Source organism: Rhodococcus sp. T7 (assembly GCF_009872365.1).
Taxonomy (GTDB): domain Bacteria; phylum Actinomycetota; class Actinomycetes; order Mycobacteriales; family Mycobacteriaceae; genus Rhodococcus_F.
Genome location: NZ_WXYH01000389.1, coordinates 25,765 through 50,347, shown reverse-complemented (window position 1 = coordinate 50,347; position 24,583 = coordinate 25,765). Strand labels below are relative to the sequence as shown.

Sequence of the window (24,583 nt, the reverse complement as noted above, 5' to 3'; positions counted from 1 at the left end):
TGTGGCAGCACCTGTTCTGGTTCTTCGGTCACCCCGAGGTGTACATCATCGCGCTGCCGTTCTTCGGCATCGTCTCGGAGATCTTCCCGGTCTTTTCCCGCAAGCCGATCTTCGGGTACACCGGCCTGATCTACGCCACCCTGGCGATCGCGGCCCTGTCCATCGCGGTGTGGGCGCACCACATGTACGCCACCGGCGCCGTGCTGCTCCCGTACTTCTCGTTCATGACGTTCCTGATCGCCGTCCCGACCGGGGTGAAGATCTTCAACTGGATCGGCACCATCTGGAAGGGGCACCTGACGTTCGAGTCGCCGATGCTGTTCTCGATCGGCTTTTTGGTCACCTTCCTCTTCGGCGGCCTGTCCGGTGTGCTGCTCGCCAGCCCGCCGATCGACTTCCAGGTCACCGACAGCTACTTCGTCGTCGCGCACTTCCACTACGTGGTCTTCGGCACCGTCGTGTTCGCCACGTATGCCGGCATCTACTTCTGGTTCCCGAAGATGACCGGACGCATGATGGACGAGCGGCTGGGCAAGTGGCACTTCTGGACGACGTTCATCGGTTTCCACGGCACGTTCCTCGTCCAGCACTGGCTGGGTAACGAAGGTATGCCCCGCCGGTACGCCGACTACCTGCCCTCGGACGGCTTCACGTTCCTGAACTCGTTTTCGACGATCTTCGCGTTCGTCCTCGGTGCGTCGACGCTGCCGTTCGTCTGGAACGTCTTCAAGAGCTACCGGTACGGCGAGGTCGTGACCGTCGACGACCCGTGGGGCTTCGGCAACTCGCTCGAGTGGGCCACCAGCTGCCCGCCGCCGCGGCACAACTTCACCGAGCTGCCGCGCATCCGCTCCGAGCGTCCCGCGTTCGAGCTGCACTACCCGCACATGATCGCCCGCATGCACGCCGAGGCGCACGTCGGACCCGGCCACGGCGGAAAGCACGCCAGCGCCGTGCTCGAGCAAGAACGCCACGCCCCGCTCACCGACGACGCCACCGGTGGCGTCCGCGGCGACCAGGCCCGGTAGGCATCTCGCCGCCGACCACGATTTTTCCCGATCGGAACGCAACCATGACAACACACGCGATACCGCTGCTCACCGTCCCGGCCACGCACGCAGCCACCGCCACCCTGGCGGACTGGCTGATCCGCAGCTTGGCCCCGACCGTCCTCGACGGTGCGGGCATGGTCGAGGACGCCGACGACCTGTGCGCACTGGCACCGATCACCGTCCGGCACCTGGCCCGCCCCCGCAGGCTGCGGAGCCATGAGCGGCAACTGCACCAGATCACCGCCACGATGGAGGAACGGCTTCAGCGGCAGCCACCGCACCCGCCGGCGGCGGTCTTCGCCGACCCGGCCGTCCGGCCGATCCCCGACGAAATCCTCGATATCGCAGCCCACATCGGGGGCACGATCGCCGATGTCGGTAGCCCCGCGGCCGCGCTGGCGAACCGGGCGCTGCACCTCGGGGCGGTCGTGGTCGATGCCGGACTCGGCGCCACCGCACCGGAGCACCTGCGCACACAGGTGACCGAGTCGTACCGCTCGCTGCTGACCTACCTCTGGCACACCGATCCCGACCTGCAGATTCATCTGACGACACCCCGATGACCGCCCCGGTGGGTGCCCGACCGGCACGGGCCGGCCATGACCCCTCACCGGTCATCCGGTTCCGACTCGCACCGCCGATGACAGGACACCGATCATGAGCGACCCCGACGACACTGACCACACCCCCGCGGAGCGGCAACCCGCGGAAGACCCACCGGCGCAGCGCACCTCGTCCTCCTCCGCGCAGACCCCGGGCGAACCCGGTCCGGCCGACGACCGGTCCGCTGCCGACACAGCCCGCCGAGCCGAGCACGATGCGGCCGCCGCGGAACGCAAGATTGCCTCGGCGATCGATCCCGGGGTGCGCGCGATGGCCGTCGCGGTCGGGGTGCTGGTGCTGTTGTTCTCCTTCACCCTCGCGCACACCGGCACCGCGAACGGCTGGGAGGTGCTGGTCAGCGCCGACGACGCCGGGGCCGAAGCCGTGGCCCTCCCGTCCCGCGTCTTCCTCACCCTCGCCGTGGTCTTCGGCGCGGTGATGTCCATGCTCGCCCTGATCACCCGCCTGTGGGTGCTGGCGTGGCTGGCGTTGGCCGGCTGCGCGTTGGCGAGCGTGTTCGGCATGCTCGCGGTGTGGTCCCGTCAGACCGTCTCACCCAATCTTGCGGTCGCCGGCGTCGGTCCCGGCCTGCTCCTGGGCTGGGCGACGGTGATCGTGCTGACGTTCCACTGGCTCAAGGTGGTGTGGGGACGCACCGTCGCCCAGATGGACGCCGAGCACGAACGACGCCGCCGGGCCGCCGACGCCGAGCAGTACGGCGACGGCAACACCGGCCCCGGCGGATTCACACCGAAACTGAAATGAGGATGCGCGGCGCATCGCCCGCCGAACGAGCGCGGGGCCGGCGGCTATCTCGGCGACGATGATGGGCGCGGTTCGGATGCCGCGCTCTCCTCGAGCCGAAGGTCCGGCCGGACACGGCCACCGCGACGGTGCCGGGTGCGGGGAAACCACCAATTCCGCGCGCCGAACAGCCGCATCAGCGCGGGAACCAGAACCAACCGGACGATGACCGCGTCGATGGCCACCGCCACCGCGAGTGCGAGACCGAGCTGCTTGAGCTCCAACACCTCCGCCGTGACGAAGCTCCCGAACACCACCACCATGATGGCGGCCGCGGCGGTGATCGGGCGGGCGGTGTGCGTGATGCCGGCGGCGACCGCGTACTGATTGTCGTGGCTCGAATCCCAGTACTCCCGCATCCGGCCGATCAGGAAGACCTCGTAGTCCATCGACAGCCCGAACAGGATGACGAACACGACCGTGGGCAGATAGACCTGCAGGAAGCCGGTGCTGGTGAAGTCGAGCAGCGACTCGCCGATGCCCCATTGGAAGACGGCCACGGTAATCCCCAGGGCCGCCCCGGTGGCCAGGAGGTTCATCACGATCGCCTTCACCGGCAGTACCAGGCTACGAAACGCCGCCAGCAGAAAAACCAGCGACGAGCCCAGGACCAAGGTGATGACCAGCGGAAGTTTGGCGGTCATTTCGTCGGAGATGTCGATGAATTCGGCGGTGCTGCCCCCGATCAGCACCACCGGTCCGCCGCCGCGCGCTACCTCGGCCGCTTCCGCGCGGAGGTCGCGCACCAGTTCGCCGGCGGCCATGGAATCGAACGGCACCCCGGGGATGGCCGAGATGAGCAGCCGCCCCTGGCTTTCCTGGGCGGGCAGGACCGCATCGACGCGGCCGTCGCGGGCGATGCGGTCGACGAGCTGATCGACTCGGGTGATGTCCTGCGCGGTCAACGGGGTATCGCCGGGGCCGGTGGCGATCATCTCGAGCGGGGACAGCGAGCCCGCCGGGAAATTCGCGGTCAATGCCGCCGCCGCGCGGCCCGAGGGTGCGGTATCGAGGGCGGAGGTCCCCATGTCCAGGCCGTACCGGATCCCGAACAGCGGTATCGCGGCGAAAACCAGGACACCGACGGCCAGAGATCCGAACAGCACGGGACGGGCCATCATCGCGTACGCCCACCGTGCCCACCGGCCCGGCTTTCCCGGATCGACGGGGGCGGCCTCGGCCGGCCGCATCCACTTCGGCAGTGCGCCGCGGCCTACCGCCGGACCGAGTGTGGCCAGCAGCGCCGGCAGCAGCGTCAGGCTGACGATCAGCGTGCTGACCACGGCGGTCGCGACCGCGAGGGCGATCCCTCGAAAGACCGGAGCCGCCATCACGATCAGCGAACACAGCGAGATCATCACGATCAGTCCCGAGGCGATGATCGTCCTTCCGGCGGTCATCAGGGACCGTCCGACGGCATCGGCGATCAGTGCCCGGCCGTCCCGGCCGGTCACCCCGGCCCGGGTCAGCTCCTCGCGGAAGCGGCTGACGATGAACATGGCGTAGTCGATCCCGATGCCGATCCCGATCATCGTCGCCATCGAGACGACCAGCGGATCGAACGCGGTGACCGTCGTCATCGCGAACATGCTCCCGACCGCGACCAGCAACCCGGCCACGGCGACGCAGATCGGGACGATCGCAGCCACGAGGGCGCCGAGCGCCAGCACGAGAAGTGCCAGCGCCACGGGAATTCCGATCGTCTCGGCGCGTTGCACGTCGGCGTTCTGGATCTCGGTCACATCGTTCTGGACCGGTGAGTAGCCGGTGAGCGCCGCGTCGATGTCTGCGGTGCCGGTGGCCGCAATCGCCTCCTGCAGTTCCCTGGCCACCACCGCCCGCCGGGCCATGTCCCCGTCCAACCCGACCACGGCGATCGCCACCCGCCGATCCACCGAGATCTGCGCCCCGTCTCCGGCATACGGGCCGAGGACACTGCGCACCCCCGACATCTGCTGTGCCACTGCGACGGTACGGGTGACCGCCGCCCTGAACTCCGGATCGTCGGCGGTCCGGGTTCGGGATTGGAAGACGATGACGTCCTGCTCCACCCCGATCTGCGGGAAATGTTCGGTGAGCAACCGGTCCACTTCGGCCGACTCGGACTCCTCCACACTGAAGTCCGGTGTGCCGAGCCGGGACTCGAGCATCGGGTAGGCGGCCGCGCAGAGCACGAGCAGCGCAACCCACGCCCCGAGCACCAGTCGCCGCCGCCGCGCCACCGCGACCCCCCACGCATAGATCACCGGGCGGCGTTCGCCCTGTCCCGGAGCCGGGGCGAACCCCTCCACAGATGATGCATGTATGCGCATATCGCTATGTTTCCTCGCGGGTGCGGGAAAAAGCAACCCCCGGGGCAGGAAAATGTGGTGCGGGTGCGCCGCCCCGATCCCGCAACCGCGCGGCGGCGCGGCGTTGTTCACTGGTGGACCCGGATCTCGACGGGAGTCGAAAGATTCAGCGTCGCACCGTAGTAGGTAGGTGCGCGCAGCGCCGGGGCTTCGGCGCTGCGCGCGGATGTGCGCCGTCGCCGCGTCGTGCGTTCGACGGGCGTGGGGGAGCGTCGCGCAACGCTAAGTACTATGGTGAATAGTACTTGGGGCAACGTCGCCCCGCCGTGGCCGGACGCAGCGCCGCGTCCGGACTTCGTCCGCGTGCCGGGCGCCGCCGCGTATCGATGCGCCCCGCGGGCGCACTGTCGCTCGGCCTCGGCGCGCAGCCATGGGCGATCGGAACACCCCGCGCCGGGCCGCCGTACCTGCGCGTCCGCAATCTAATTACGTTGTCTAACAACATCTTTCGTTGATGTGATGCTCGCCGCACTTCGTCTCGGATCTCAGGATGTTCTAAGCCTGCGTCCGTAGCGTCGGCGACCGCAGATCCCTCGGCCCTCCGGGGTGAGCAGAGCAAGACGCCAGCGGTGTCAGTTCGGCACGCTCTCACCGACGTCTTGGTCTCAACCGGAAGGCACACCGTGCACGACGACAGCGCCCGGCAGCTCGAGACCGGGGTGAAGGAGAAAGCCGTATGCCGCCGACCACGACCACACAGAGCGACGATCCACCCACCGCCGCGGACGACTCCGCGAAGCCGGCCCCCTGGCTCCCACGGGTGCTCCGACACGACCTGCCGGCCTCGCTGGTGGTGTTCCTCGTCGCCCTGCCGCTGTCGATCGGCATCGCCATCGCCTCCGGGGCGCCGATCATGGCCGGGCTGATCGCCGCGGTGGTCGGCGGTGTCGTCGCGGGCCTCCTCGGTGGGGCACCCCTGCAGGTCAGCGGACCGGCGGCGGGCCTGACCGTGGTCGTCGCCGAACTGGTCGGCACCTTCGGGTGGAAGGTGACCTGCGCGATCACCGTCGCAGCCGGGGTGCTGCAGATCCTCTTCGGCCTGAGCCGGGTGGCCCGCGCCGCCCTGGCAATCTCCCCGATGGTCGTGCACGCCATGCTGGCGGGAATCGGCATCACCATCGCCCTGCAGCAGGTCCACGTCCTGCTCGGCGGCAGCTCGCAGAGTTCGGCGTTCGAGAACCTCACCGCACTGCCCACCCAGATCGGCACCGCTCACCTCGACGACGTCGTCGTCGGGGCACTGGTGATCGCGATTCTGTTGTCCTGGAAGTACGTGCCCGCCGCCGTGCGACGGGTACCCGGCCCCCTGGTGGCGGTGGTCGCCGCGACCGCGCTGTCGCTGGTGTTCCCGCTCGACGTCGAACGCATCGTCCTCGACGGGTCGCTGTTCGACGCGATCGCCCTGCCCGCCCTGCCCGACGGGCAATGGCTCGGTGTCGCCACCGGAGTGCTCACCGTGGCGTTGATCGCCAGCGTCGAAAGCCTGCTCTCGGCCGTCTCGGTGGACAAGATGCACACCGGTCCGCGTGCGGACCTGAACCGGGAACTGCTCGGTCAGGGGGCCGCGAACATCACCTCCGGTGTCCTCGGCGGCCTGCCGGTCACCGGGGTCATCGTCCGCAGCGCCACCAACGTCAACGCCGGGGCCCGCACCCGGGCCTCGGCGACGTTGCACGGGGTCTGGGTGCTGGTGTTCTCCGCCCTGCTCGCCGGTCTCGTCCAGCAGATCCCGAATTCGGTTCTGGCGGGTTTGCTGATCGTGATCGGTATCCAGCTCATCAAGCTCGCACACCTGCGGATCGCCCACCGCACCGGTGATCTGTGGGTGTACGGCGTCACCGCCGCCGCGGTGGTGTTCCTCAACCTCCTCGAGGGTGTGCTGATCGGGCTTGCCCTGGCGGTCGCCCTCGTCGTGTGGCGGGTGGTCCGCGCCTCCATCCACGCCGAACCGGTGGGCACCCCGCAGTCACGTCAGTGGCGGGTGGTCGTGGAAGGCTCGTGCAGCTTCCTGGCCCTGCCCCGCCTGACCAGCGTGCTCGCCTCGGTGCCCCCGGACAGTCACGTCACCATCGAACTGACCGTCGACTTCCTCGACCACGCCGCATACGAGGTGATCGAGGAATGGTCCCGCCAGCACGAGAGCAACGGCGGCACAGTGCTGATCGACGAACGGGGAACCGCGGAAATGGCGGCGGCCGCCGCCGGACCCCCGACACGCACCACCGACGGCACCGCCCAACTCAGCCGGCGCGGCGGCTTCGCCCCCTGGCGGGTCTGGCAGAAATTCCACCTCCACCACACCCCGGACGGTCAGACGAAGCAACCGGGTCCACGGGCACTCCGGTCGGTGCTGGCCGGGATCTCCGACTACCACCGCACCCACGCTCCCCACCTGCGCCCGCACATGGACGACCTGCACGACGGGCAGAACCCCGACGCCCTGTTCTTGACCTGCTCGGATTCGCGGATCGTCCCGAACATCATCACCAGCAGCGGCCCCGGCGACCTGTTCACCGTCCGCAACATCGGCAACCTGGTCCCGGCCGGGGAGCGCGACGACTCTGTCGAGGCGGCGCTGGCCTTCGCGCTCGACGAACTGGGGGTCAGCTCCGTGCTGGTGTGCGGCCACTCCGGGTGTGGCGCCATGAAAGCCCTGCTGGCCGACCAGGATCAGCCGCACCCGCGGTCCGGCGACGGCCTCGCCGTGGGGCGGTGGCTCGAGCACGCTCAGCCCAGTAAGAGGGCGTACCTGGCCGGGCACCCGGTCGCCCGCGCCGCCGCCGAGTCGGGGTTCGGTGCCCTCGACCAACTTGCCATGGTCAATGTCGCTCTGCAGCTGCAAACCCTGCAACGGCATCCGCTGATCGGCGCGGCGATGTCGGAGGGCCGGGTCCACATCGCGGGCCTGTTCTTCGACATTCCCACCGCGCGGGTACTGGCGGTCTCGACCAGCACGATCGACGAACTCGACCCCGACAGCGCCGCGGCGGCGTCGCTGTCGGCCCCGCTGGGTTAACCCGGGGGCCCAGCCGGTCGGGGAAAGCGAATCTGGGGGAGGCCCGCGGCGCGAGCCGCGGGCCTCCCCTTTCAAGACGGGGTGGTGCGGCGTCATCCGGCGGCACCTGCACCTCACCGCCGGCACGCTGCGTCGTCTACCGTGCGTCGACCCGGTCGTCAGGCGACCACGAGGAGTCCGGTGACATACATCGTGAGCAGCCCGGCGGTGATCCCGCCGATGGTGCCGGGGCTGAGTACTCGTCCCGCACGGTCGCGCAGGGCGGGGGCGATCTGGAGGATGACCTGCGCGATCGCCCCGACACCGATGCCCAGGAGCAACGCCGACAGCTCGGCGTTGTTCACGCTGGCGCCGATGAGCGCACCGACAATGGCCGGTGTCCCGGCGAGTAGCCCCAGACCGAGGAGGTGCAGCACTGGCGGGCGCCGTTGGGTCAGCGGGGTCACGACCGCCAGCCCCTCGGTGGTGTTCTGGATGGTGAATCCCACCACCAGGGTCGCCCCCAGGGCGAGCTCGCCGACAGCGTAGGCGGCGCCGATCGCCAACCCCTCACCGAGATTGTGCAGTCCGATCCCGAGGGCGATCATGAACGCCAGACGGATCCCGCTCGATCCCCGCGTGTCGCTGACGGCGCGGCGGGACCCGAGATAGCGGTCCAGTGCGGTCAACCCGAGGAACGCGAGTACCGCACCGAGGACCAGGAGGGCGGGGCCGCCGAAGGCGCCGCCACCGCGTTCGGAGAGTTCGACCCCCTCGAGGGTGGCGTCGACTGCGAGGAATGCCAGCAACCCGACCGTGAGCCCCAGCAGGACACGTATCCCACCGGGTCCGATCCTGCGCAGGACCGGCAGGAACAGCATTCCCAGCACGACGGGGATGATTCCGACGTAGGTCCCGATCAACGCCATCAGTGCGAAGAACCCGGCATCGGCCTGCGGGGTGGTCACCGCAGCCGGGATCTCGTGTTCGATCACCAGGCCGGTCGAGGTCAGGAACGAGAGCAGATACGGCTGCCCGTCCTGCCACGGGTAGTCGAGCCGCAGGACCTCCGAGTCCAGGTGCCCGATCGGCTGCTCCCCACCGGTCAGATCCACGTAGGAGTCGTTGACGAACACCTGCGCGACCTGGACCGGATCGGGTCCGGTGTTGCGGACGGTGACCTCGATGGAGCCCGGGACCAGTTCGGTGTGTTCCACCGCGAGCTGCTCGATCGGCGGCCCGGCCCGCTCGGGCAGGGTCCGGCCACCGACCATGGCGAGCAGGAGAAGGGCGGCACCGATGAGCAGGGCCGCACCGACCGCGGAGATCCAGGTCCGTTTGCGCTCGACCGAGGTGCCCATCAGTCGGTCACCTCGAAGAACCCCATCCAGCCGAGTTCGGCGAATTCGGTCTTGTGGGCGTGGAACATGAACCGGCCGGTGTACGGGAACCGCAGTTCGCAGATGCCGCGCTGACCCTGCGCCTGCATGACGGTGTCGGTGTACTCGGACGGCTGCAGGCGGGTGCCGGTCGGGTAGTAGTCGAAGAAGTTCCCGTGCAGGTGGAAGGTGTTGATCGGGTCGTATTCGAGGGCGTTGACCAGGTAGATCCGCACCAACTCGTTGCGCCGCACCCGGATCGGTTCGTGCATGTAGTGGAACGGGATCCCGTTGACGGCGTAGAGCTGATTGCCCTCCCCATCGAAGGTGGTGTTGTAACCGTGCATGACCATGACCATTTCGTCCGCCGGCGGGCGCGGGGTGGGCGGATCGACGATGAACGTGCCGTACAGGCCGCGGGCGATGTGCTCGGCGAGCGGTCCGACATGGCAGTGATACAGATGCAACCCGAACGGTTGCGCGTCGAACTCGTAGGTGAAGCTACCGCCGGAGGGAATGACACCCGGGCCGATGTCGGGGACCCCGTCCATCTCGGCTCGGTGGATGCTGTGAAAGTGCATCGTGTGCGGGTGCATGGAGGCGTTGATGAACGTCACCCGCAGCAGATCCCCCTCCTGGCAGCGCAACGTCGGCCCCGGGATGCGCCCGTTGAACGTCCACGCCGGATACCGGACCCCGGGCGCGATTTCCACGTCGACGTCGGCGGCGGCGATATCCCACTCGCGCAGTACCCGCCCGTCCGGCAGGAGGGAGACCCGGCCGTAGTCGAAGTCGCGCAGAACCTCGGTGGGATCGAAACCGTTCGCGTCATGGTCGACGATCGCGCCCTTGCGGAACGTCGGGCCGCTGACCCCGCCGCCGTGGCCGCCGGCATGCGCGCCGCCGGAATGCGCCTCCTCGGTGCCCGGCGAGGGGGAGGCCGCCGACACCCCCCGGACTCCGAGCGCTGCCGCACCGGCGGTGCCGAGCAGGGCGGAGCCCAGCAAGAACTGTCGTCGCGATTCGGCCATCACGCTGCCCTGCCGTAAATGAGGCCGCCGACCGCGGCCGCCAGCTCATGCGGGTGGCCCTCGATGTCCACGCACACCTCCCCGCCCTGGGGGGATGCTTCTGCCCGGGCGATGACGCGGCCCGGGTAGACGCCCAGGCCCGCGAGCAGTCGCAGCCCATCGATGTCCCGGTCCACGACCCGTTCGACCGTGAAATCTCGGCACGGGACCGCAGCCCGGAGACTCTCCGGCCACGCCTCGACATAGTCGCCGGTCGCCGGCGGAATCGGGTTGCCGTACGGATCGCGGGTCGGGTTGCCCAGTGCGGCGGTCAGCCGGGAGGCGAGCCGCGGGCTGATGGCGTGCTCGAGCACATCCGCCTCGGCACCGATCTCGGACCAGGACATGCCCAGGAATTCGGCGAGGAACACCTTCGCCAACCGATTCCGGCGAACAACGTCCACCGCGTGCCGCCCTCCGTGCGCCGTGAGGGTGACCCGATGGAGTCCGGGCCGTGCGATCAGACCGGCCCCGGCCAGCCGCCGGTGCATCCCGGACACGGTCGGGGTGGCCAGATGAAGGCACCGGGCAAGCGCCGACGTGGAGGTCGTGTCGCCCCGGGCAGACAGGCAGAAGAGGGTTCGCAGATAGTCCTCAACCACCGGGGTGAGCAGGGATCCGCAGCACTGCGAGGGTGCGCGCATCAAAGAGTTAGGCATGGCCACACCTAAAAGTTAGCTCACCCGAACATTCGGATCAAGAGATCGAATTCGGCACAGGGGCGGGGCAGGTGCGCAGCCGCACGAGCGGTCGACCGGGAACGATCCGGGGGAGATCAGACGAGCGTGCGCCAATACACCCAGAACGCCTCGGCGATCAGGGCCGCGATGATCAGCACCCAGACGGTCAACACCGCGGTGTGGTTGCGGGCGGCGAACGCCATCCATCGGCGCAGCCGCCGACCGGGGCTGCGCGTCTGGGCGCCGGTGTGCAGCAGGACGTACCACAGCGAGACCACCACGGCGACCCACACCAACATGCAGTACGGGCACAGCGCCCCGATGCGATAGAGGCTCTGGAAGATCAGCCAATGCACGAACACCGCCGCCCCGATCAGTCCGGCCGCCAGGCCGAGCCAATACCACCGGGGGAGCCTCACGCCGCCGAGAGTCACGACCCCGGTGGTCAGGGCCACGGTGAAGCCGATGATCCCCAGCAGGGGATTGGGGAACCCGAACGCCTCGGCCTGCGGGGAGCTCATGACGGAACCGCAACTGATGACCGGGTTGATGCTGCACGAGGGCCGGTAGGTGGGGTCGGCGAGCAGGCTGAACTTCTCGATCGTCAACACCAATGAGGCGGTCAACCCCAGCGCCCCGGCCACCACGAGCACCCAGCCCACCACGCGCGAGCCCGTGAACGGGACCGCTGACCGGGGAGCCGGCGGGTCGATGTATCCAGAAGAGGCAGCGGAAGCCGGCGCCCTCATTCGGCCAGGGCGGCGTCGATCCGGGCGCGCAGGTCCTCGTAGCTGGGCATCGGCGGCAACGCGGTGCCGCCCAGGAACAGGGTCGGGGTGCCCTGCACCCCGAGTTCGATCCCCTCGTTGAAGTCCTGATCGACCCGTTCGGCGAGCGCGGGATTGCCCAGGTCACTGTCGAAGCGGCCCATGTCCAGGCCGAGGTCCTGCGCGAAGGACCGGAACAGCGGCTCCTGCGAGCGCCCCGATTCTCCCCACTGGGTCTGGGTCTCGTACATGCGCTGATACATCGCCTCGAACTTCCCCTGCCGGGACGCGGCTTCGACGACGCGGGCGGCGAGGTTGCTGTTGGTGTGACTGGGAATCGGGAAGTACCGCACCCCGACGGTGATGCGGCCCGAGTACTCGGCGCGGATCCGCTCCATCGTGGGATACATCGCCAGGCAGGATTCGCATTCGAAATCGAGGAACTCCACCAGCACGACCTTGCGGTCCGGCGAGGACGTGAGCAGGTGAGTGTTCTCCCGCAGCACCGCGGCGGGATCCACCGTCCGGCCGGCCGCACCCGACGCCGCGGACCCGGATCCGGACCGGTTGACGTACAACAACATCCCGATCACCACCGCGAACACCGCCACCAACGCCGCCGAGAACTTCAGGTTGGTCGACAGCTTCATATACCCGTCCATTCCAGAGTCGAATTGTGCAGACCACCGGTCGAACGGCCGCCCCTACTACTATGCAGCATAGTAGTAGCGCGTATCGTGGCCGCGGAGAAGCCACAGCCCGGCCACCGCGGTCAGGGCACTCTAGGAGGTACAGGCCCATGCGGCGCGTGATCACCCTGTTGGCAGTGACCGCCACTGCGTTGCTGTTGGGAATGGGCTCGGCCCAGGCTCACAGCGAGTTGATCAGTTCATCTCCGGCCGCCGATTCGGTTCTCGACTTCGGTCCCCCCGGTGTGGAGTTGGTGTTCAACCAGAACATTCAGAACCAATTCGTGAATGTGTCGGTGACGGCGCCGGACGGGACGCAGGTCGGCCAGGGCGAACCCTCCGTCCAGGGCGCGCAGGTATTGCTTCCGATCCGGGACGGGGTCGGGTCGGGCCAGTACACCGTCGGATACCGGGTGATCTCCGAGGACGGTCACCCCATCACCGGGACCTACTCGTTCACCCTCGCACTGCCCGCTCCACCGGTAGAGCAGACAGGCGCCGCCTCCGCCGCACCGGCGCCGGCGCCGGTGGCAGCCGACACCGAGCAGTCGGGGGGCGGTTCGTCGCTGGTATTGCCGATCCTCGGCGGTGTGGTGGCTCTGCTGTTCGTCGCCGGCATCGTGATCGTGCTGCGCGGTGAGCGCCGCAAGCGGGACTGAACACCACCAGGGCCCGGCGCAGCGAGATCGGAGTAGCCGCACGTGATGACGGCGATGGACTGGGTGCAGCTTCCCGGCGCACCCCCCTCGCTCGGCGCGATGCTGTCCTGGAACCCGCAACCGCTGCCGCTGCTGCCGGCGCTCGGTGTCGCACTCGCCGCCTGGTACTGCTGGGCGGTGCGCCGGGTGCACCGGACCGGCCGAGTGTGGCCGTGGCCGCGCACGGCCAGCTTCCTCGGCGGCGCCCTGCTGCTGATCCTGGTCACCGGCCTCGGCATCGAGGGATACGGGTTCGAGCTGTTCAGCGTGTGGATGTTCCAGCACCTGACCTTGTCGATGGCGGTGCCGCCGCTGCTCGTGCTCGGCTGCCCCGGGACACTGTTGCTGCGCTCGACCCCGCACACCGGGTGGGGGAATCCGGTGTTGCGCGCCGCGCTCGGTGCCCTGCGCAGCCGCGCCGCTCGCCTCCTGCTCCACCCCTCGGTCACCATCCCGCTGTTCCTGTTCAGCTACTACGGCATCTACCTGTCCCCGGTGTTCGACACCCTCGCCACCTCGTGGGCCGGTCACACCGGACTCGAGGTGTTCTTCCTCGCCACCGGGGTGCTGTTCATCGTCCCGGTGCTCTCCTCGGGACCGTTGCCGGTCAAACAGAGCAACCTGGGAAAGTGCTTCGACCTGTTCGTCGAGATGCCCCTGCACGTCTTCATCGGGGTGATCTTGATGATGGCCACCTCACCGCTGCTGTCGACCTTCACCGACCCACCGGCCTCCTGGGGCATCGACGTCATGAGCGACCAGCAACTGGCCGGGGCGCTGGCCTGGTCCTACGGCGAACCGGTCGCCCTGATCGTGGTCGTGATCTTCGCGATGCGCTGGAACCGCGACGAAGACCGCTCCAACGCGGCCGTGGACGAGCGGAACAGCCGCGGCGGGGACAGCGAACTCGCCGCCTACAACGAATTCCTCAAGACCCTGCCCCGCCGGTGAGGGCTGGCCCGGCCGGGGTGCACCGACATCGGAACCGCCCCCGAACCCGGACCGGCGCACCCCTTTCGCTAGTTCATCGTCAGCGCCGTCGCGCCCTTCGCGGCGAGTAGTTGCTCGATGGCGGTCGACTCGGCCTGCTGGGTGGCCACCATCTGACCCGCCAGCGCGGACACCGGCGGCACCGCGGCGTTGTCCGCCGCATACTGCGCCATCGGGATACCGCCCTTGTGGTGACGCAGGAGCAGCTGCAGGTAACGGGCGTCGAACGCCGACCCGGTGGTCCTGCGGAGGTCGGCGAGCTCGCCGGTGGTCGCCATCCCCGGCATCGGGGGCGAGGACGAATCCGCTGTGGCGGTGCCGCTTTCCATGCCCGGCATCGAATGGTGCGCCGAGCCGGCGGCGCTGTCGGTGGGCATCCACTGCATCGGCTCCCCGGACCCCAACGGAGGACGATCCCACAGGCTCAGCCACCCCTGCATGGTGCCGAGCTGACTCTGCTGGGTGGTGAGCACGTCATAGGCGAGGGAGCGCACCGCCGGATCGGCGGCATTCGCCAATGCCATCGCGGACATCTCCACCGCCTGACCGTGATGGACGGACATGTCCTGGGCGAACCCGACATCCACCGAGTCGCCGGCCGGCGCCCCCGGCTGGTCGCCGTCGAGCCATCTCTGCGCCCAGGCCCCGAGAAGGACACCCACCAGGACGGCGATGATCGCTCCGAGCGCCACCGCGGACCTCGAGGCGCTGCGGCGCCGCGCAGCGTCATCGACCATCGCGGGGTCGGGTGCGGCGGCGGCGGGAGAGGTGTTAGCCATTGCCTCCTCCGGTGGGTGCGGTCGGTGTCGACGTCGGCGACCCGTCCGAGGGGGCGGTCGCCGCCTGGTCGTCGGTGGCCGGGACCGCGTCCGGGCCCGGTGCGGAGGGGTCGAACGGCGGCGGGTTGGGCGGGTTGGCCGGGTCGAACCCGCCGGGCACGGTCGAGCAACTCGCACCGGCTTCGGGGTAGGTGTTCGGGTTCTGGCTCAGCGCGGTGACGAACTGGGTGATCCGCCGATCGTCGGCACCGTCGAGTTTGAGTTGGTGGCCCCATGATTGGAGGGCGATCGCCGCATCGAGGCCGGGATACGGGGACATCAGGGTGTACGGCCGACCGTCGATCTTCGCGGCGAGGGCGGTGACGTCGTCGGCGCCGAGCCGATCAGGGTTGTAGGCCACCCACACCGCGCCGTGTTCGAGGGAATGCACCGCATTTTCGGTACGGATGGGTTCGGGATAGACGATGCCGGTACAAGTGGCCCAGTACTGGTCGTGCGCACCACCGACGGGAGGACTCTGGTCGTACGCCACGCGCTGCGGGGCCTGAATGTGACTGCCGGCCGTATACTCGATCTCGGTCACCCCGGCGATGTCCGTGGCCGGGTCGGGGTTGTCCGCGCTCGGCGCGTACCGCTGGGCTTCGGCCCGCTCGACCGCCCTGGGCACCATGTTGTAGGCGATGATCCCGATCAGCCCGACGATGATCACGACGGCGCCGATCATCAACCAGGGAATGCGCCGGGTGCCCGGGATGCCCCCCGGCCTGGCCTTGTTGCGGTTGTTGGTCATCTCAACGGACCCGTTCCTTCACTCTCGTACCGCCGGGCCCGGTGCCCGGGACGGTCATATCGGCAGCACTACCGAGGTGACGAACTCGTTGCGCAGCCATCCGACGAACAACTCCCAGGCGCCGCTGAGCAACGCCGTCCCCACCACGATCAACATGACCCCGCCGACGATCTGAATGGTCCGGGAATGCCGACGCAGCCACCCGATCCCGTGCAACGTCTTCGCGGAACCGAAACCCAATGCAATGAACGGCAATCCGAGACCGAGACAGTAGGCGACGATCAACGCCACCCCGCGGGCGGCGGTGGCGCCCTCGGTGCCGGCCGCGACCGACAGCACACCGGCCAGGGTGGGGCCCAGGCACGGGGTCCAGCCCAATCCGAACACCCCGCCGAGCAGCGGTGCACCGGCGAGGGAGGAGATCCGGCGCGGGGTGAACCGGGTGTCTTTCTGCAGGGCGGGGATGAAACCGAGGAAGACCAACCCCATGACGATGGTGATCGCCCCGCCGACCCGCTGGAGCAGCTCCTGGTTGAGCCGTAGGGCACCGATCACACCGAAGACCGAGGCGGTGGCCAGGACGAAGACCACCGTGAAGCCGGTGACGAACAACGCTGCTGCCCCCGCCACCCGCCACCGATCCGAGCCGGCGGCACAGTCACCGCTTGGGGTGACTGCCGGTGTTTCGGCGCCGGAGACACCGGCGAGGTAGGACAGGTATCCCGGCACCAACGGCACTACACACGGGGAGGCGAACGACACCAGACCGGCGAGCACGCAGGCCCCGAGCGCGAGCAACAGCGGCCCGGTGGCGGCGGCGTTCTGGAAACTCACCCCGACCCCCTGCGCCAGCACTATCCCGTGCGCGGTCACGGCTGCGCCGCCAGACGTTCGATAACCGGCAGCAGGTCCTCTGCCAGCAAGGCCCGCAGGAAGACCGCGGCAACGCGGTGCTGGCGATCGAGGACCAGCGTGGAGGGGATGACACTGGTGGGATAGCTTCCGCCCAAGGCGATCAGGGTACGCATCGGCGGGTCGTAGATCGACGGATACGACATCCGATTGTCGATGACGAAGTCCTGCGCCTTGTCGCGCTGCGGATCGCGCACGTTGATCCCCAGGAACTGCACACCGAGATCCTTCGTGGCCTCATACGCCTGTTCGAGGTCGTCAGCCTCGGACCGGCACGGCGCGCACCACTGACCCCAGAGGTTGATCACGACCACCTGCCCGGCGTAGTCCGACAGCGACACGGCCCGGCCATCGGCCATCAGGTCAGGCCCGGAAAGCGGACCGACCTTCCCCCGGCTCTCCGGTGGGTCGTAGAGGATGTCCGTCTGCCCACCCGGCGCAACGAAGTCGAAGGTGCCGCCCTGGGCGACCGCATCGGACCCGGACGCACACCCGGCGGCCCCGAGAACCGCTGCCATGCCGACAGCGAGCACCGCGAGCAACCGGGCCCGCCAACCCCGGTGCGACCACCACATCGGTCGCCGACCGATCGTTAGGCAGTATCGAGTGGTCATCGGATCAACTCACCAACCGCGGACCGGACCTCGGCCGGGTCCGCGAACACGGACGGGGTGACGATCCGATCGACCGAACCATCCCGTTGCACAACGAAACTCAGCGGCAGCACCGGCGGCGCCGCCAAGGCCTGCATCGCCGCCTCGGCTCCGCCGAACGAGGGATAGTGGGCGTCGAGTTCGGTCAACAGCTTCAGGGCCGCCACCGGATCGTCCTGAACGTTGATCCCCGCGACAGGGAGCGAGTCAGGCTGATTCGCATAGGACTCGAGCACGGGGATTTGCTCGCGGCACGGGCCGCACCAGGACGCCCACATGTTGACCACTGTCGGTGCACCGCTCAGTGCGGCACCGAGATCGACCGCCTGCGCCGCCCCCAGGCACCGCGCCGACACCCCACTGAGCACCATGCCCACAGGCTGGGACGGCAGCGGTGTCGGGCACGGCCGCAGCTCGGCCTCGGCCGCCACCCGGGACAGCTCGGCGGCACCCTGGGGCGCACCGGCGCCGGCGACCGAAACAGCGCCGGCACCAGCGGTAACGCGTGCCTCCGGTACGTCGGACTCCTCCGATCGAGGCCAGATCGCCGCGATCAGCGCCACGACCGCGGCCAGGAAAAAGACCAGCCATCGACTCCCAGTTCGCACCGGCGTCCCTTCATGCGTGTAGCGATCGGTCGAGAGCCCACACCCTCAACTACTATTGTGCATAGTAGTTAGCATGGTTCGTCCGCCACCCCACCCTCACGGGGAAGCGACTGCGCCGCAGGTAACCGACCGCACGAGACAACTGCGCGGGCGAAAGAAGGAAACTCATGACGCCGTCACCCCCGGCCGGACACCGTCCGGCGAACGCCGCCCTCGCCACCCCGGCGCCCGGCGGACCCGAATCGGGGTCCCATCCGCCGACCGATACCTCGGTCACGCGGTTGATCCGGCTCGTGTTGCTCTACACCGCGGCACGATTGACGGTGATCGCCGCGCTGGTGGCGCTGCTGATCGGAGTCGACCGGGCCTTCGATCTCGGGCTCCCGCTGATGCTGTCGTCGATGGGCGTGCTGCTGGCCGGTGTCGCCATCTCCGCGGTGGCGTTCCGGTCGCTGCGCCGCCGGATCAATCAGGACGTCAACACGATCGACGACCGGCGGCGCCGCGCCCGCGATCAGCGCTGAACCCCCTGCACGCCGACGCCCCCGCCTGCGGCGGGCGATCATCGTCCTCGGTGTCGGGGTGATCGCCTGGGGCATCCCGAAGGTCGCCGTGGTCGTGTTCACCGGCCGGAACAGTGTGATCACCGAACAGGGCCTGTTCTTCTCCGGCACTGCGCTGGTCACTTTCGGTGGCGCCTACGAATCCTCGCCTTCGTCGCCCAGAAAGCGGTGGAAACCTGCGGCTGGCTCAGCCCCGGCGAGATGGTCCGCGGCTCGGTCTGGCCGAGACCACACCCGGTCCGCTGATCATGGTGGTGCAGTTCGTCGCGTTCCTCGGTGCCTACCGCACACCCGGGCGATCTTCGACCCGTGGGTGGCGTGGCGGCCACCATCGGTGCCCTGCTGACCACCTGGGTGACGTTCGTGCCGTGTTTCGTGTTCATCTTCCTCGGCGCCACTACGTCGAGCGGCTCCGCCACACACCCGACATCCGCACTCAGCGGCATCACGAGCACCTTCGGAATGTCGACGTGGTCCGCGGCCGTGGTCGGGGTGATCGCGAACCTGGCGTTTTGCTTCGCCGTGCACGCCCTCTTCGACGCCTCCCTGCGGCACGGGGGTCGATCCACCTTGCTGGTGCCCGACCCGGACACGATCCGGCCGGTCGTCGCGGTGATCGCGGCGGCGGCCGGGGTGATGATCTATCGCGCTGGTGCTGGTCGGCGGCTACCCGCGGCGCGCCGCGAGGACACCGATCGATAGGACCCGCCGCGACCACACGCTCGTCTGGAGGCAGGATCGTGAAGAAACCGGTGACGGAATCCGGGACTAGGTCTAGGCGTGTGGGGGTTCGCCGGTGACGACGTGGTCGGCGTGGTTGATGCCCTCGAGGATCAGCCGGGATAGGTGGCCGTCGTGGATGCGGTAGATCACCCGCCGGCCCTCCTTGCGGGTGTCGACCAGTCCGGTGAACCGCAGTTTCGCCAGGTGCTGGCTGACCGCGGTCCGCGAGCCCCCGGTCTGCTCGATCAGCGCGGTCACATCGGCCTCACCGCGGGTGAGGATCCACAGGATGTGCAGCCGGGTGGGGTCGGCGAGCATCCGGAAGGTTTCGGTGGCGGTGTCGAGGCGCTCCTGATCCGGTTCGACCGGGTGACTCAGGCTCGCCGCCGGGGCCACCGCCGGGGCCGCTGCCTCGGTCATCGGGTCCATCGCATTACCGCCTTCCCGCCACCACCGCCTCGACGAGCGGCTCGGTCCGTGCCGGCCAGGCCCGTGCGGCGGCCAGTCCTGCGAGTGTAGCGAGCACGGTCAACGTGAGGGCCGCGGCGACCTGCCCGACCTGCGCGCCCACCCACCCGGCGAGCGGGTAGGTGAGGATGAAACAGGCGTGCGAGAGCGAGAACTGGGCGGTGAACACCGCGCTGCGGTTCTGCTCGTCGGATTCGTAGCGCAGCAGCCGCGCCGACGGGGTGTTGATCATCGACGTCCCGGCACCGAGCACGATCCAGATCCCGGCCAGCAGCCCCCACCCCACCGACGGGGTGGGGGCGGCGAAGAGCATCAGCGCGGCCGCCGCCAGCCCGACCGGCAGGATCGCGCACCCGGTGAGCATCAGCCGGCGATCCTCGAGGGCCATCAGCAGCCGCGGCAGCGCCAATGCCACCAGCATCGACCCGCCGCCGAAGCAGCCCAGCGCCACCGCGACCCCGGTGTTCGACCCGCCGAGCAGATCCCGGACGTACACCACGGTGTTGACCACCACCAGGGCGGTCGCGGCGGCGACGACCATGTTCATCGCCAGCAACCCCCGCAGCACCGGGCGGCCCACCATCACCCGCGCCCCGAGGGTGATGCGGTGAAGCAGCGGCACCGACCGGTCCGCCGGGACGGGCCGCGGCAACACCGTCCTCATCACCAGCAACGCCGAACCCACGAACCCGGCGACGGTGCCGAGGAACAGGAAGTTGTAGCTGATCAGTGTCAGCAGTGCCGCCGCGAGGATTGGGCTGAGCAGGGACTCGAGGTCGTAGGCCAGCCGGGACAGCGACAATGCCCTCGTGTAGTCCGCCTCCTGGACCAGCACCGCCGGAATCAGCGACTGGAACGCCGGGGTGAACGTCGCCGACGCCGCCTGCAACACGAAGATCAGCACGTAGATCTGCCAGGTCTGATCCACCAGCGGCAGCGCCGCCGCGATGGCCGCCCGGATGACGTCCGCCCCCACCAGCAACACCTTCCGCGGCACCCGATCGGCGAGCGCCGAGATCACCGGGGCCACCGCGACATAGGCGACCATCTTGATCGCCAACGCGGTCCCGAGCACCGCCCCGGCATCGGCGCCGGCCAGATCGTAGGCCAACAGGCCCAGGGCCACGGTCAGCAGACCCGTCCCCACCAGGGCCACGATCTGCGCGGCGAACAACCGGCCGAACGTGCGATGACGCAACACCTCGAGCACCCCAGGACCTCCAGACCTCTTCACAACGGTTACCGACTCGACCATAATCCTATATGTGCGCACTTGCGCAACCATGTGAGGTTTACGGGTCGGCTGAGGGAGAGGAACGTTCCGGGTAAGAACGCAGGTCAGCGAGGAGTTGTGGTGAGTGCGGCGTCGAGTCTGGAGGTCGAGGATCTGCGGTGGGGCTGGGGCGCCGCCGGATTCGTCCTTGGCTGCGCCGCGGTGCTGGCCTTCACCCCGCTGTACCTGGTGCTGGCCGCGGCCGCGCTCGGGTTGGCCGGGATGGCCGTGTTCCACCTCGCCGGTCACCGCACCGCCGGCGCCCGGCTGGCCTCGTTCGGGCTGGGGGTGCTGATCCCGGCCGCCGCCGGCGCGGTCCTGGTGGGAATCAATTCGTTCTGACAGACGAGTCCATCTGACAGGTAGGGGGAGCACCGTGGGACTGGGGGCACGACTTCTCGGCGACCACCGCGGTCACGCGGACGACGCCAGCGGCGGACTGATCCGCCGGGCACGGCTGTACGAACTCGTCTCCGCGGCCGCCTTCCTCGGCCGGCGCCGCCGGGTCTTCGACCGGCTGGTGTCTCTCAGCGGCGCCGGTCCGGGCGACCGCGTCCTCGATGTGGGGTGCGGCACCGGCTATTTCGCCACCCGACTTGCCGCGGCGATCGAGCCGGGCGGCCGGGCCCAGGGCATCGACCCGTCCTCGCCGATGATCGATTACGCCACCGGGCGGCGCGGCACCGCGCACACCACCTTCTCCGTCGCGGCCGCCGAACGGCTGCCCTTCCCCGACAACTCCTTCGACGTGGTGACCTCGACCCTGGTCATCCACCACATCGCCCCGAACGCCCGCGCCGCCGCGGCACGGGAAATGGCCCGGGTCCTGCGGCCCGGGGGCCGGGTGCTGATCGCCGATTTCCGTCCGCCGACCAACCCGGTCGCGAACCATCTGATCGGGGCCCTCGCCGGGCACGCCATGCAGCACACCCCGATCGACGACTTCGCCGCACTCCTCGACAGGGCTGGATTGCACACCACCGCAACCGGCGAACAAAAGCCCTGGCTGCGCTACCTCCAGGCGGACAAGACCCGGTGAGCAGCGGAGCGAGTGCGGTTCTCATCCTGCATCGCACCGCACTGAGCCCTATCGTGTGCGAATGGGACTGGGACTTCTGATACTCGATCTCCCACGCGCCTGGTCCCGGCACACCGCACTCGACACGGCTGCCGATGCGCTGCGCGAACGCGGAATATACAACTGGTCCAGGCTCGAATTACGCGGCACAGCCGCGACCGGAACAGACCTGGTCCGCCAGTTCACCTTCACGTATTGGGACCCGTCGACCCATGGACGGCAGGTTTACAATCTCAGCTACACCGACCTGTGGGAGCGCCTCGATGCCGCCGACCGCACCACGCTGCTGAGCGTTCTCTCCGGCGGCACCATCGGCTCCCACGTCACCACAACGCTGGCCCGCGTCGCCGGCGACGACTTCCTCGTCCGCGACCGTGAGGGCAACCAAAACCTGCCCCGTAGCCTCCGCCACTTTCTTCGTGCAATGGATGACCACCGCAGGTGAGATGGTCGAGCGGAAGCACAGATCCGAGGATCGGTGGTGGCATCGACGCGCGTGACCGACATGATGTGCAGTCCCCAAGTCTCCGGGCCAGGCCCCCGTAGTGGCACGGGTTCGGCGCCGTGTGTCTGCGTGTCACACGGGCGCTTCACCTTGGAGAGGGGGGTGCCAGAAATCGGGTGTCGGTATTTCCACGAAGGCGCGCGCTTGCCTGAAGTGTTCGAGTTGTTGTGGTCGCACCAGAACTTCCGGTCGCAGCAACCGTTCGAGCTGGTCTGCCGTGAGGAGCCCGCGTGTGACCACGATGTCCGGAATGCTGCGGCCAGTGGAAAGCGACTCCTCAGCAACGGAAGTGGCGGCGGTGTACCCGATGTGCGGGTTCAACGCGGTGATGATGCCGATGGAATGTTCGACATCGGCGCGGAGTTTGTCCGCGTTGGCGGTGATGTCCGGGACACATCGCTCCGTGAGAGCCCGACAGGCTGCACTGAGATGTGTCAGGGATTGAAACAAACTCGAGGCGATGATCGGCTCGAGGGCGTTGAGTTGGAGTTGGCCCCCTTCTGCGGCCAGGCTGATCGTGACATCGTTCCCGATGACTTCGTAGGCGACCTGGTTGACCACCTCCGGCACGACCGGGTTGACTTTGCCCGGCATGATCGATGATCCCGCTTGGACTGCTGGCAAATTGATTTCGCCCAGGCCGGTGCGTGGACCCGAGGAGAGCAGGCGCAGGTCGTTGCAGATCTTCGACAGTTTGACCGCGGTGCGCTTGAGAACTCCGGACAGCTGAACGAATGATCCGACATCTTGTGTCGACTCGATCAGGTCGGTTGCGGTGGTCAAGGGCAGGCCGGTGATGGCACGGAGAGCCTCACAGGCGGTTTCCGCGTACAGCGGGTGGGTGTTGATTCCTGTGCCGATGGCGGTGCCACCGAGGTTGATCTCGGCGACGAGGCGTTCGGCTTCGAGCAGTCGGTCGGCGTCCTCGGTCACCATCACCGCGTAGGTGCCGAATTCCTGTCCGAGTGTCATGGGGACGGCGTCTTGGAGCTGAGTGCGGCCCATCACCACGTCGTGAAACTCCGTCGCCTTGATCGTGAACTCGGTGGCGAGGTCTTTCATTGCCGCTCGGAGGTGATCGATGGCGAAGTGCAGGGTGACCTTGATTGCGGTGGGGTAGACGTCGTTGGTGCTCTGACTGAGGTTGACGTCCTCGAGGGGATGCACCTCGCGGTAGGTTCCGCGAGGGAGCCCGAGTATTTCCAGTGCGCGGTTGGCGATGACCTCATTGGCGTTCATATTCGTCGACGTGCCCGCGCCGCCTTGGATGACATCGACGACGAACTGATCGTGAAACCGGCCGCCGCGGATTTCTCTGCATGCCTCCACGATTGCCGTCATCCGTCGTGTGTCGAGAAGACCCAGCTGATGATTCGTCTGTGCTGCGGCTTCTTTGACGCTGGCCAAGGCGACAATCAATTCGGGGTAGACACTGATCGGGGTTCCCGTGATCGCAAAATTCTCTACCGCTCGGAGTGTGTGAATGCCGTAATAGGCGGAATCGGAGACCGGGCGGGTCCCGAGGAGATCGTGTTCGTCCCGCGTGACAGGTGGAGGGGGCATCGGGCCTTCTCTCTCGAGCAGATCTGAACAAGGCGGATCGGGGATGGGCATGTCGGATGGTGAACAGACTCGGACGGCTGGGGCGGGAAGGCCGCATCGGTCTCACGAGGCTGCGCACGCAAATTTGCTACCCGCTCCGGTCACCCCGGCGCTGGGAGGAGGGGCATTCGCCGTCTCTGGAGGTCCGGTTGCGCCGGCACCGCGACCTCCCGTAACCCCGCTGCAGGAGAGGGCGTCGGTGATGAGCATCCTGGCGTAATCATTTTCGAGTCGGTAGAGCCGGCGAGTGCCTATCCTGCGGGAGGCCACCAAGTGCGCTGCTCTGAGTTGGGCCAGATGCCGAGAGACCGTCGATGCCGGAGTGCCTACTATCGCGGCGATGTCGTTGACCGATCGCTCGCCGCCGGTGAGCGACCACACCACTCGGACACGGGTGGGATCGGAGAAGAGCCGAAACACCTCGACCAGGAAGGCCACATTGGCGTTATTCCACTGCGGCCGCGGTAGGGACCGGGCCGTTGCCTCGTTGTGGTGGAGCATCGAGCCCCCGCTTTCCGCTCAGTGCGTCGTGGTGGAACCCGTGTTGCCGG

The 24,583-nt window shown here is 68.3% G+C and carries 26 protein-coding genes; 11 read left to right on the top strand and 15 right to left on the bottom strand.

Features of this window, described 5'->3' with window-relative positions:
• From MLGJGCBP_RS44165 to MLGJGCBP_RS44155, 3 genes are all read left to right on the top strand, one after another.
• On the top strand, positions 1–1,028 hold a 1,028-nt coding region (locus MLGJGCBP_RS44165), incomplete at its 5' end, for a cytochrome c oxidase subunit I (protein WP_201453365.1).
• Positions 1,029–1,072: 44 nt separating this feature from the next.
• The gene (locus MLGJGCBP_RS44160; protein WP_007296026.1) at positions 1,073–1,615 is read left to right on the top strand and encodes a hypothetical protein; all 543 of its coding nucleotides are present in this window, start codon (positions 1,073–1,075) and stop codon (positions 1,613–1,615) included.
• A 94-nt stretch (positions 1,616–1,709) separates the two neighbouring features.
• Positions 1,710–2,420 (top strand): Rv2732c family membrane protein, encoded by a 711-nt coding sequence (locus MLGJGCBP_RS44155; RefSeq protein ID WP_007296025.1) that lies wholly within the window; start codon positions 1,710–1,712, stop codon positions 2,418–2,420.
• Between the two features lie 44 nt (positions 2,421–2,464).
• Here MLGJGCBP_RS44155 and MLGJGCBP_RS44150 read toward each other — a convergent pair whose 3' ends face one another.
• Entirely contained in the window at positions 2,465–4,771 is a 2,307-nt protein-coding gene (locus tag MLGJGCBP_RS44150) for an MMPL family transporter (RefSeq protein ID WP_231869106.1), read from the bottom strand.
• 715 nt (positions 4,772–5,486) lie between these two features.
• Between MLGJGCBP_RS44150 and MLGJGCBP_RS44145 the strand changes: the two genes are divergently transcribed.
• Complete coding sequence (locus MLGJGCBP_RS44145; RefSeq protein WP_007296023.1) at positions 5,487–7,826, top strand: SulP family inorganic anion transporter; 2,340 nt, start codon at positions 5,487–5,489, stop codon at positions 7,824–7,826.
• 158 nt (positions 7,827–7,984) lie between these two features.
• Here MLGJGCBP_RS44145 and MLGJGCBP_RS44140 read toward each other — a convergent pair whose 3' ends face one another.
• The 5 genes from MLGJGCBP_RS44140 to MLGJGCBP_RS44120 all read right to left on the bottom strand — a co-directional run bounded on the left by MLGJGCBP_RS44140 (position 7,985) and on the right by MLGJGCBP_RS44120 (position 12,351).
• Complete coding sequence (locus MLGJGCBP_RS44140; RefSeq protein ID WP_007296022.1) at positions 7,985–9,166, bottom strand: ZIP family metal transporter; 1,182 nt, start codon at positions 9,164–9,166, stop codon at positions 7,985–7,987.
• Positions 9,166–10,215: a multicopper oxidase domain-containing protein gene (locus MLGJGCBP_RS44135; protein ID WP_007296021.1), complete on the bottom strand. Its 1,050-nt coding sequence runs from the start codon at positions 10,213–10,215 to the stop codon at positions 9,166–9,168. The genes MLGJGCBP_RS44140 and MLGJGCBP_RS44135 overlap by 1 nt, the downstream gene beginning before the upstream one ends.
• On the bottom strand, positions 10,215–10,913 hold the full coding sequence (locus MLGJGCBP_RS44130; protein WP_148222650.1) for a metal-dependent transcriptional regulator: 699 nt from the start codon (positions 10,911–10,913) through the stop codon (positions 10,215–10,217). The genes MLGJGCBP_RS44135 and MLGJGCBP_RS44130 overlap by 1 nt, the downstream gene beginning before the upstream one ends.
• Before the next feature lie 116 nt (positions 10,914–11,029).
• A complete protein-coding gene (locus MLGJGCBP_RS44125) occupies positions 11,030–11,683 on the bottom strand; it encodes a vitamin K epoxide reductase family protein (protein WP_012686884.1) in 654 nt (217 codons plus the stop codon).
• Positions 11,680–12,351, bottom strand: a complete 672-nt coding sequence (locus tag MLGJGCBP_RS44120; RefSeq protein WP_007296018.1) for a DsbA family protein — start codon at positions 12,349–12,351, stop codon at positions 11,680–11,682. The genes MLGJGCBP_RS44125 and MLGJGCBP_RS44120 overlap by 4 nt, the downstream gene beginning before the upstream one ends.
• A 149-nt stretch (positions 12,352–12,500) precedes the next feature.
• Here MLGJGCBP_RS44120 and MLGJGCBP_RS44115 point away from each other — a divergent pair, with 149 nt between their 5' ends.
• Positions 12,501–13,049, top strand: a complete 549-nt coding sequence (locus MLGJGCBP_RS44115; protein WP_007296017.1) for a copper resistance CopC family protein — start codon at positions 12,501–12,503, stop codon at positions 13,047–13,049.
• A 45-nt stretch (positions 13,050–13,094) separates the two neighbouring features.
• On the top strand, positions 13,095–14,039 hold the full coding sequence (locus MLGJGCBP_RS44110) for a cytochrome c oxidase assembly protein (RefSeq protein WP_007296016.1): 945 nt from the start codon (positions 13,095–13,097) through the stop codon (positions 14,037–14,039).
• Between the two features lie 68 nt (positions 14,040–14,107).
• Here MLGJGCBP_RS44110 and MLGJGCBP_RS44105 read toward each other — a convergent pair whose 3' ends face one another.
• Genes MLGJGCBP_RS44105 through MLGJGCBP_RS44085 form a run of 5 tightly spaced genes read right to left on the bottom strand, consistent with a single transcriptional unit; the run spans position 14,108 to position 17,820 of the window.
• Positions 14,108–14,857: a DUF305 domain-containing protein gene (locus tag MLGJGCBP_RS44105; RefSeq protein ID WP_007296015.1), complete on the bottom strand. Its 750-nt coding sequence runs from the start codon at positions 14,855–14,857 to the stop codon at positions 14,108–14,110.
• The gene (locus tag MLGJGCBP_RS44100) at positions 14,850–15,647 is read right to left on the bottom strand and encodes a DUF3105 domain-containing protein (protein ID WP_007296014.1); all 798 of its coding nucleotides are present in this window, start codon (positions 15,645–15,647) and stop codon (positions 14,850–14,852) included. Before MLGJGCBP_RS44100 ends, MLGJGCBP_RS44105 begins: the two co-directional genes overlap by 8 nt.
• Before the next feature lie 54 nt (positions 15,648–15,701).
• A complete protein-coding gene (locus MLGJGCBP_RS44095; RefSeq protein ID WP_007296013.1) occupies positions 15,702–16,520 on the bottom strand; it encodes a cytochrome c biogenesis CcdA family protein in 819 nt (272 codons plus the stop codon).
• Positions 16,517–17,134, bottom strand: a complete 618-nt coding sequence (locus MLGJGCBP_RS44090) for a TlpA disulfide reductase family protein (protein WP_007296012.1) — start codon at positions 17,132–17,134, stop codon at positions 16,517–16,519. The genes MLGJGCBP_RS44095 and MLGJGCBP_RS44090 overlap by 4 nt, the downstream gene beginning before the upstream one ends.
• A gap of 35 nt (positions 17,135–17,169) precedes the next feature.
• Entirely contained in the window at positions 17,170–17,820 is a 651-nt protein-coding gene (locus MLGJGCBP_RS44085) for a TlpA family protein disulfide reductase (protein WP_007296011.1), read from the bottom strand.
• Positions 17,821–17,987: 167 nt separating this feature from the next.
• Here MLGJGCBP_RS44085 and MLGJGCBP_RS44080 point away from each other — a divergent pair, with 167 nt between their 5' ends.
• Positions 17,988–18,344: a DUF4229 domain-containing protein gene (locus MLGJGCBP_RS44080; RefSeq protein ID WP_007296010.1), complete on the top strand. Its 357-nt coding sequence runs from the start codon at positions 17,988–17,990 to the stop codon at positions 18,342–18,344.
• A gap of 357 nt (positions 18,345–18,701) precedes the next feature.
• The gene (locus MLGJGCBP_RS52530) at positions 18,702–19,085 is read left to right on the top strand and encodes a chromate transporter (RefSeq protein WP_236581543.1); all 384 of its coding nucleotides are present in this window, start codon (positions 18,702–18,704) and stop codon (positions 19,083–19,085) included.
• Positions 19,086–19,157: 72 nt separating this feature from the next.
• Here the strand turns inward: MLGJGCBP_RS52530 and MLGJGCBP_RS44070 are convergent, their stop codons facing one another.
• Together MLGJGCBP_RS44070 and MLGJGCBP_RS44065 are read right to left on the bottom strand one after the other, a co-directional pair.
• Complete coding sequence (locus MLGJGCBP_RS44070; RefSeq protein ID WP_007296008.1) at positions 19,158–19,535, bottom strand: ArsR/SmtB family transcription factor; 378 nt, start codon at positions 19,533–19,535, stop codon at positions 19,158–19,160.
• Positions 19,536–19,539: 4 nt separating this feature from the next.
• The gene (locus tag MLGJGCBP_RS44065) at positions 19,540–20,784 is read right to left on the bottom strand and encodes an MFS transporter (RefSeq protein WP_007296007.1); all 1,245 of its coding nucleotides are present in this window, start codon (positions 20,782–20,784) and stop codon (positions 19,540–19,542) included.
• Positions 20,785–20,928: 144 nt separating this feature from the next.
• Between MLGJGCBP_RS44065 and MLGJGCBP_RS44060 the strand changes: the two genes are divergently transcribed.
• From MLGJGCBP_RS44060 to MLGJGCBP_RS44050, 3 genes are all read left to right on the top strand, one after another.
• Positions 20,929–21,189, top strand: a complete 261-nt coding sequence (locus MLGJGCBP_RS44060; RefSeq protein WP_007296006.1) for a hypothetical protein — start codon at positions 20,929–20,931, stop codon at positions 21,187–21,189.
• Between the two features lie 34 nt (positions 21,190–21,223).
• Entirely contained in the window at positions 21,224–21,886 is a 663-nt protein-coding gene (locus MLGJGCBP_RS44055) for a class I SAM-dependent methyltransferase (protein ID WP_007296005.1), read from the top strand.
• A 61-nt stretch (positions 21,887–21,947) separates the two neighbouring features.
• A complete protein-coding gene (locus MLGJGCBP_RS44050) occupies positions 21,948–22,370 on the top strand; it encodes a hypothetical protein (RefSeq protein WP_007296004.1) in 423 nt (140 codons plus the stop codon).
• A gap of 132 nt (positions 22,371–22,502) precedes the next feature.
• On the opposite strand, the gene MLGJGCBP_RS44045 is transcribed toward MLGJGCBP_RS44050, so the two are convergent.
• Both MLGJGCBP_RS44045 and MLGJGCBP_RS44040 read right to left on the bottom strand, forming a co-directional pair.
• The gene (locus tag MLGJGCBP_RS44045; RefSeq protein WP_007296003.1) at positions 22,503–23,993 is read right to left on the bottom strand and encodes an aspartate ammonia-lyase; all 1,491 of its coding nucleotides are present in this window, start codon (positions 23,991–23,993) and stop codon (positions 22,503–22,505) included.
• A gap of 102 nt (positions 23,994–24,095) precedes the next feature.
• Positions 24,096–24,533, bottom strand: a complete 438-nt coding sequence (locus MLGJGCBP_RS44040; RefSeq protein WP_007296002.1) for an ArsR/SmtB family transcription factor — start codon at positions 24,531–24,533, stop codon at positions 24,096–24,098.
• Between the last annotated feature and the right edge of the window lie 50 nt (positions 24,534–24,583).

Bases quoted from the DNA above. Each gene is read 5' to 3' on its own strand.
- MLGJGCBP_RS44150 (WP_231869106.1), bottom strand. From the start codon at position 4,771: ATGCGCATACATGCATCATCTGTGGAGGGGTTCGCCCCGGCTCCGGGA.
- MLGJGCBP_RS44045 (WP_007296003.1), bottom strand. From the start codon at position 23,993: ATGCCCCCTCCACCTGTCACGCGGGACGAACACGATCTCCTCGGGACC.
- MLGJGCBP_RS44100 (WP_007296014.1), bottom strand. From the start codon at position 15,647: ATGACCAACAACCGCAACAAGGCCAGGCCGGGGGGCATCCCGGGCACC.
- MLGJGCBP_RS44110 (WP_007296016.1), top strand. From the start codon at position 13,095: ATGACGGCGATGGACTGGGTGCAGCTTCCCGGCGCACCCCCCTCGCTC.
- MLGJGCBP_RS44050 (WP_007296004.1), top strand. From the start codon at position 21,948: ATGGGACTGGGACTTCTGATACTCGATCTCCCACGCGCCTGGTCCCGG.
- MLGJGCBP_RS44135 (WP_007296021.1), bottom strand. From the start codon at position 10,215: ATGGCCGAATCGCGACGACAGTTCTTGCTGGGCTCCGCCCTGCTCGGC.
- MLGJGCBP_RS44125 (WP_012686884.1), bottom strand. From the start codon at position 11,683: ATGAGGGCGCCGGCTTCCGCTGCCTCTTCTGGATACATCGACCCGCCG.
- MLGJGCBP_RS44155 (WP_007296025.1), top strand. From the start codon at position 1,710: ATGAGCGACCCCGACGACACTGACCACACCCCCGCGGAGCGGCAACCC.
- MLGJGCBP_RS44040 (WP_007296002.1), bottom strand. From the start codon at position 24,533: ATGCTCCACCACAACGAGGCAACGGCCCGGTCCCTACCGCGGCCGCAG.
- MLGJGCBP_RS44130 (WP_148222650.1), bottom strand. From the start codon at position 10,913: ATGCCTAACTCTTTGATGCGCGCACCCTCGCAGTGCTGCGGATCCCTG.
- MLGJGCBP_RS44090 (WP_007296012.1), bottom strand. From the start codon at position 17,134: ATGTGGTGGTCGCACCGGGGTTGGCGGGCCCGGTTGCTCGCGGTGCTC.
- MLGJGCBP_RS44120 (WP_007296018.1), bottom strand. From the start codon at position 12,351: ATGAAGCTGTCGACCAACCTGAAGTTCTCGGCGGCGTTGGTGGCGGTG.
- MLGJGCBP_RS44115 (WP_007296017.1), top strand. From the start codon at position 12,501: ATGCGGCGCGTGATCACCCTGTTGGCAGTGACCGCCACTGCGTTGCTG.
- MLGJGCBP_RS44080 (WP_007296010.1), top strand. From the start codon at position 17,988: ATGACGCCGTCACCCCCGGCCGGACACCGTCCGGCGAACGCCGCCCTC.
- MLGJGCBP_RS44140 (WP_007296022.1), bottom strand. From the start codon at position 9,166: ATGGGCACCTCGGTCGAGCGCAAACGGACCTGGATCTCCGCGGTCGGT.
- MLGJGCBP_RS44105 (WP_007296015.1), bottom strand. From the start codon at position 14,857: ATGGCTAACACCTCTCCCGCCGCCGCCGCACCCGACCCCGCGATGGTC.
- MLGJGCBP_RS44070 (WP_007296008.1), bottom strand. From the start codon at position 19,535: ATGGACCCGATGACCGAGGCAGCGGCCCCGGCGGTGGCCCCGGCGGCG.
- MLGJGCBP_RS44160 (WP_007296026.1), top strand. From the start codon at position 1,073: ATGACAACACACGCGATACCGCTGCTCACCGTCCCGGCCACGCACGCA.
- MLGJGCBP_RS44145 (WP_007296023.1), top strand. From the start codon at position 5,487: ATGCCGCCGACCACGACCACACAGAGCGACGATCCACCCACCGCCGCG.